This window comes from Undibacterium sp. TJN19 (assembly GCF_049339485.1).
GTDB lineage: Bacteria > Pseudomonadota > Gammaproteobacteria > Burkholderiales > Burkholderiaceae_D > Undibacterium.
The window spans coordinates 1-5827 of the sequence record NZ_JBMPPL010000031.1; the positions used below are offsets into that span (position 1 = coordinate 1).

The 5827-nt window shown below is 44.3% G+C and carries 3 protein-coding genes and 5 pseudogenes; 5 read left to right on the forward strand and 3 right to left on the reverse strand.

Annotated elements, in window-relative coordinates; genetic code table 11:
- Positions 1-253: pseudogene (locus ACO0LH_RS28245) on the reverse strand (hypothetical protein); the annotation flags it as partial.
- Between the two features lie 263 nt (positions 254-516).
- Here ACO0LH_RS28245 and ACO0LH_RS28250 point away from each other — a divergent pair.
- Positions 517-2403 carry an acyltransferase family protein gene (locus ACO0LH_RS28250; RefSeq protein ID WP_422944490.1) on the forward strand — a complete coding sequence of 629 codons (1887 nt, stop codon included), beginning with the start codon at positions 517-519 and terminating at the stop codon, positions 2401-2403.
- A gap of 2 nt (positions 2404-2405) precedes the next feature.
- Here ACO0LH_RS28250 and ACO0LH_RS28255 read toward each other — a convergent pair.
- A pseudogene (locus ACO0LH_RS28255) lies at positions 2406-2834 on the reverse strand (DDE-type integrase/transposase/recombinase); the annotation flags it as partial.
- A 71-nt stretch (positions 2835-2905) separates the two neighbouring features.
- Here ACO0LH_RS28255 and ACO0LH_RS28260 point away from each other — a divergent pair.
- Positions 2906-3991, forward strand: a pseudogene (locus ACO0LH_RS28260) (IS630 family transposase).
- Here the strand turns inward: ACO0LH_RS28260 and ACO0LH_RS28265 are convergent.
- Positions 3989-4674, reverse strand: a pseudogene (locus tag ACO0LH_RS28265) (transposase); the annotation flags it as partial. The pseudogenes ACO0LH_RS28260 and ACO0LH_RS28265 overlap by 3 nt on opposite strands.
- 78 nt (positions 4675-4752) lie before the next feature.
- Here ACO0LH_RS28265 and ACO0LH_RS28270 point away from each other — a divergent pair.
- The 3 genes and pseudogenes from ACO0LH_RS28270 to ACO0LH_RS28280 all read left to right on the forward strand — a co-directional run.
- Positions 4753-4947 (forward strand): annotated as a pseudogene (locus ACO0LH_RS28270) (IS66 family transposase); the annotation flags it as partial.
- A gap of 147 nt (positions 4948-5094) precedes the next feature.
- A complete protein-coding gene (locus ACO0LH_RS28275) occupies positions 5095-5400 on the forward strand; it encodes a hypothetical protein (RefSeq protein WP_422944491.1) in 306 nt (101 codons plus the stop codon).
- Between the two features lie 79 nt (positions 5401-5479).
- Positions 5480-5734: a hypothetical protein gene (locus ACO0LH_RS28280; RefSeq protein WP_422944492.1), complete on the forward strand. Its 255-nt coding sequence runs from the start codon at positions 5480-5482 to the stop codon at positions 5732-5734.
- The last annotated feature ends 93 nt before the right edge of the window (positions 5735-5827 follow it).

Below are 5827 nucleotides of genomic sequence, written 5' to 3' on the forward strand. Positions count from 1 at the left end.
ATTCATCAAGGTGCCAATCTCCAATGAACGTTTCAAAAAACATCTGCCAACGGCGGTAGACCCAGCGCTGTGCGTCTTCGAGAAATTCTATTCGCTCATCCCGGACCAAGAAAATATCCGGTTCATGACGAAGTTCGTCAAGCGTCAGATTAGGCGGGTTCGGATCAACGCGCATGATCCAATCCAGAGCGGGCTGCTTCGGTAGCAATACAATCGCTGCGCGGTTGAGCTTGTAATGACGGTATTCATCCATGGCAATCTATCCACTACTAAAGCCTGTATTCTACCTGCTATTACTATGGCGATTCGTCAAGACGGTGCTGATGAGGTGCTTACCCTTATGCAGATGTATGCAGATGCAAATCGGAGTTGTTCTGGCGTAGAATTCATGTCGGGCAAAGTCTCGGCGGTGTTGACGAATGCGTTTCTCGATAATTCTCATTCTATCAATCACTTACCGCGATCTTTGCCCTTTTTATGCAAAATTCAGGTTAAATTCTAAAGGATGCTTGCTAAATGAATTACAGAAAAGAGATAGACGGATTAAGGGCGTTAGCTGTGCTGCCCGTCATCTTGTTCCACGCTGGTTTTACAGCTTTTAGTGGCGGCTTTGTAGGTGTAGATATCTTCTTTGTTATAAGTGGTTACTTAATCACTACTATCGTCGTAACCGAGATGGAGCAAGGTTCTTTTTCATTGCTTAATTTTTACGAACGAAGAGCAAGAAGAATACTACCGGCACTCTTCTTCGTGATGTTGTGTACGCTACCATTTGCATGGATTTGGATGCTACCGCAAGATTTAAAAGACTTTTCTGAAAGTTTAGTTGCCGTATCATTGTTTGCGTCTAATATTTTCTTCTGTTTAACTAATGGTTATTTTGATGCAGCGTCAGAGCTTAAACCTTTGATAAATACATGGAGTTTAGCTGTTGAAGAGCAATATTATGTTTTATTTCCACTGTTCTTAATGCTGGCTTGGAAGCTGGGAAAGAAATGCATTATATCCCTGCTCTTAATCGTTGCTGTTATTAGCATAGGCACTGCGCATTGGGTTTCCTCAACACACCCTTCATTTGCTTTTTATTTGTTGCCAACAAGAGGCTTTGAGATACTTATTGGCGCTTTAGTCTCTTTGTACATTAACTATAAATCCCATATAACTTTAGTCAGCCAGCGAGCCAGTCAGTTAGTTAGTCTGATTGGTTTGGTATTAATACTCTACGCGATATTTACGTTTGACTATAAAACGCCATCCCCTAGTTTATACACTCTCATACCAACAATTGGAGCTGGGCTAGTCCTTGTGTTTGCCAACACCAAAAACTTGGTAGGCAAATTATTAGGTAGTAAAGCGTTTGTAGGAATTGGATTAATCAGTTATAGCGCATACCTTTGGCATCAACCTTTGCTTGCCTTTGCTAGACTAAGAAGCCTTGATGGTTTGACAAATATAAATCTGATTCTTCTTTGTTTGACTGCTCTATTATTTGGTTATTGGAGTTGGAAGTACGTTGAAAATCCATTTCGAAATAAGCAAAAAATCAGCAGAAAAATATTATTTATCTTAAGTCTGGTGTTGACATTTACGTTCATTGTCGTTGGATTAATAGGATGGAAATGCAAAGATTTAAATAGTCGTCTAAGTAAGCAACAAAAAGTTATCGCTAGATTCCAAAATTATGACTTTACACAAACGTTACGACGCTACACATGTTACATGGAGCCCGAGAATACTTATCATAACTTCAAAGATGAATGTTACGGAAACAAGACTTCAGACGCCTACTTAATATGGGGTGATTCCTATGCTGCTGCTTCTTCCAAAGGAATAAGAACTGTTCACAATGACATTATTCAACTTACAGCAAGTGCATGCCCACCATTAATTGATACATCATTTGTAGATAGACCAAATTGTCTTTATATTAATAATTTCGTAAAAGAAAATATTCAGAAATTACAACCTAAGAAAATTTTTCTTCAATCAAATTGGTACACCTACAAAAGAGAAGATGTAATAGGCAACCTATCTAAAACCATAGAGTTTATAAAAATAGCATCTCCAAATTCCAAAATAATAATCATTGGAAGCGCACCACAATGGGAGCCAACATTGCCAATATTTCTTTCAGGAAAAAATATAACTCTAAGTCAAGAAGAGTATATTCAAATGCCGACCTATAAAAAGTTAAAAGACGTTGATAGGAGATTAATGATCTTAGCGAATACCAATAAAGTTGAATTCATATCACTTTTAGACAGCGTATGTATTGGGGAAAAATGTCTTGCTGTCACAAAATATAAGTCCGAATTTTGGCTGACAGCTTGGGACAATGGGCACTTGACAGAGGCAGGTTCAGTATACATTTATACAAAGATGAAAAAACTTATCAACAATTAATTTGGCCGGCTAAATGAGGCGGCTACGCCCAGATGCTCCAACGTGGCAAGCATGGTAGATCCCTTCATCGCACTACCGTTATCTGAATGCAGTACCAGCCTGCGTCCGGCCAAACCTTCTGCCAAGCTGGTACAACGTATCAGCAGCGATGCCAGTTCTGACGATTCTGCCTGATGGACTTCGTGACCAACGATCTTACGACTGAAGACATCCATGATCATGTACCAATAAAAATACTGGCCTTTGACTGCAGCAGGTAGCCAGGTAATATCCCAGCTCCAGACTTCGTTAGGGCCGTGGGCGCAATGGCTTGTCAACACCCGGCTGGAGGGTTTCTTGGCTCTTCCACGGTGATGTTGCTGTGATGCTTGTTTCAATACACGGTAAAAACTCGACTCTGAGGCCAGATATTCGCCACGATCTGCTAGTGTAGTGCTTGCGAATTGTTTGAACTAGCCAATGTTTTGTTTGTCATATTCGTATCCTTTCTGTGGATCGAATGATGAATCAGGGCAAGCCAATTAATCTGACGGATGAACAACGAACCGAACTGGAGCGCCGAGTGAGATCGCAGACGCTCGACGCGCGTAGCGTAAGACGAGCGCGGATTGTATTGCTGGCAGCAGAGGGTGTGGGCAATCACGAGATTGCGCGACGGCTTGAAATCAGCCGAGGTCAAGTGATTGCTTGGCGTACCCGTTTTGTCCAAGGCGGCGTGGTAGCGATTTCTGCCGACTTGCCGCGTAGTGGTCGCAAGCCGCGTATAGATGCAGCGGAGATTGTGCGCGTGACGACGCAAACGAAACCGGAAGGTGCCACTCATTGGAGCACACGCAAGTTGCGTAGACAAGCTTGGCATCTCGGATACGACGGTGCTCAAGGTCTGGTAGGCCAATGGCCTCAAGCCCCACTTGGTCGAGACCTTCAAGGTCTCGCGCGATCCAAGATTTGTCGAGAAACTCGAAGACATTGTCGGTCTGTACATGTCACCGCCCGAGCACGCGCTGGTATTGTGCTGCGACGAAAAGAGCCAGGTGCAGGCACTGGATCGTACCCAGCCCGGACTGCCACTAAAGAAAGGTCGAGCTGAAACGATGACCCACGACTACAAGCGCAACGGAACAACCACGCTGTTTGCCGCGCTCAATGTATTGATGGGCAGGTCATCGGGCAGTGCCAGCAACGCCATACCCATATTGAGTGGTTGAAATTCCTGAAGCAGATTGACCGCGAGACGCCCAAGGACAAGACATTGCATTTAATCGCCGACAAGTACGCCACACAAAAACATCCCACTGTCGAGGAATGGCTCGCCAATCACCCGCGCTTCAACATGCACTTCACGCCGACCTCGGCATCGTGGCTCAACATGGTCGAACGCTTCTTCCGAAGCATTTCAACAGACCGACTTGAACGCGGTGTCTTTCGCAGCGTTCCAGAATTGGTCACTGCCATTGAGCAATACATCAATGTGCATAATCAAAATCCGAAACCTTTTGTCTGGACCGCCAAGGCCAATGACATTCTGCAGAAAGTCATCCGCGCAAATCGCCAGCTTGGTTCAAAGAAAAACGAAACACTACACTAGCGTGGGGACGATCTGGCTTGGCGGCAAGCTGGCGAATTCTTCACTATTGGCAACGGCAAGAATCTGGGCACGTTCACCATCCGTCAATTTGTTGGCAGGTGCTGGCCTGACACTAGTGGTGCGGCGGTCTGCCGCCACGGCTTCTCTGATCAATACAATACATAAACGGCGATCCGGGACGCTGATCAGTCTTCCTCTTTGTCTCCCCAGATCGCCTGGGCTTTTTTTCTGAGTATCAATAACGCTGCCGCTTCGGCCAACGCCTTGTCCTTGCGCAACAGTTCCTTCCCCAATTGGCGGATACGCTTCTTGTCGCTTTTGGACTGTTCACGCTGTTCACGTGTTTGCTGCTCTGCATGGGCATTGGCTGTGAGACAGGCGGTTTTCCATGCTGCAATTTGTTCTATAAATAAACCTTTGCGACGGCAGTACTCTGCCAATTCAGGCTTATTCAATGCTGCTGTTTCGAGTACAACCGCAAACTTGTCTTCTGAGCTCCATTGTTCTGCATTCTTTCCGCTTCCTGGCACTGCTATTCCTTGTTTCCGAACTTGACGTCGCCAAGTATAAAGTGTTTGCTTTGTGATCCCGCTTTCACGTGCTAATTCCGCTATCTTTTTATTCTCCGGTGGCATCATCCTCTTCAGGATCGCCTCTTTCCGTTCCTTTGAATACTTTTTCACTTGCTCTCTTTTACCCGCCCCCGATAGAATTTCTATTTGTCAGATGACGCGACAACTATTCTTACACCGGGGGTCAACTATATGCTCAACCAGTGGCAGGCGTTGATCTATTACTTTGACGATGGCTTGGCCGAGATGGATAACAACATCGCCGAGAATGCGTTACGGGGTTGCTGCCTTGGCCGCAAGAACTTCCTGTTCCTGGGTGCTTATAGTGGCGGTGAGCGGGCCGCCGCGATGTACGGCCTCATCGGCACGGGAAGATTCGATGGGTGTAGCAATTAAGGCCTTGAACACTCAAATTGAGAAAATACGCGAGGCTGTAAAGCGGATAGAGGGATTCGTTGTGGTCGCGTTGTTGCTTATCGCTTTCAGGTAACCAAAACAATTGAACAGGGTTTAATCGAATAAGAAAAATATATGTTTGAAAGTGGGCTAGAGAAGACAATTTGGACTGCTGCCATTTTTCTGTTTTTTGCACAAGGATGGTACTTAAATACCAGGCTAAGAATTGTTCATGAAAAGTTCGATTTGACACTTGAAGCGCTTGATGGTCTTCGGGAATATCTTTATGAAATTGATCCTCAATTTGATGACGAGCGTTCTAGTAATGACGCACTGAATAATCCTGGTGATTTATTTTCTGGCGCGAACGATATGGCTCTTTTAGATAAAAAAAAGAAAATAGGTAAACGAACCCTTAATACATCTTTTGTTCATCGTTAAATTAGTTATGCCAGGTGCCAAACCGAAAGGAAAACGGCGCAAGCCCCGCACTTGGCCGGAAGCCAGTTAAAGGAAAAACGTGGATAAGGGTAAACTTTTTTCACTCCTAAATAACATTGATGAATTAAGTGCCATCCCAGAAAATGTAAGGACAGAAAAACAAAACAAAGCAATTTTTAAGATGAAAGCAGCCATCAGGGATAGTAGAAAAATACGACAACCGCTTCCTAAATGGTGGGTTGAAATTGAAAATAATAATGATGCACTTAGAAATAAAATAATGGAATGCCTTGAAATGTCTCGGCGGCAGGATGGCGCAGATCCGAGGCGATAAAAAAGTAGATTGGAAAGAGAATATGACTAATTGGGTTTATAGAGTAGACAGGAAAGCACCCATGATCTGATAGTTGGAGAAACCGAGGCTTAC

Excerpts from the sequence above, each read along its gene's own strand:
- ACO0LH_RS28250 (WP_422944490.1), top strand. The coding sequence starts at position 517 with ATGAATTACAGAAAAGAGATAGACGGATTAAGGGCGTTAGCTGTGCTG.
- ACO0LH_RS28275 (WP_422944491.1), top strand. The coding sequence starts at position 5,095 with ATGTTTGAAAGTGGGCTAGAGAAGACAATTTGGACTGCTGCCATTTTT.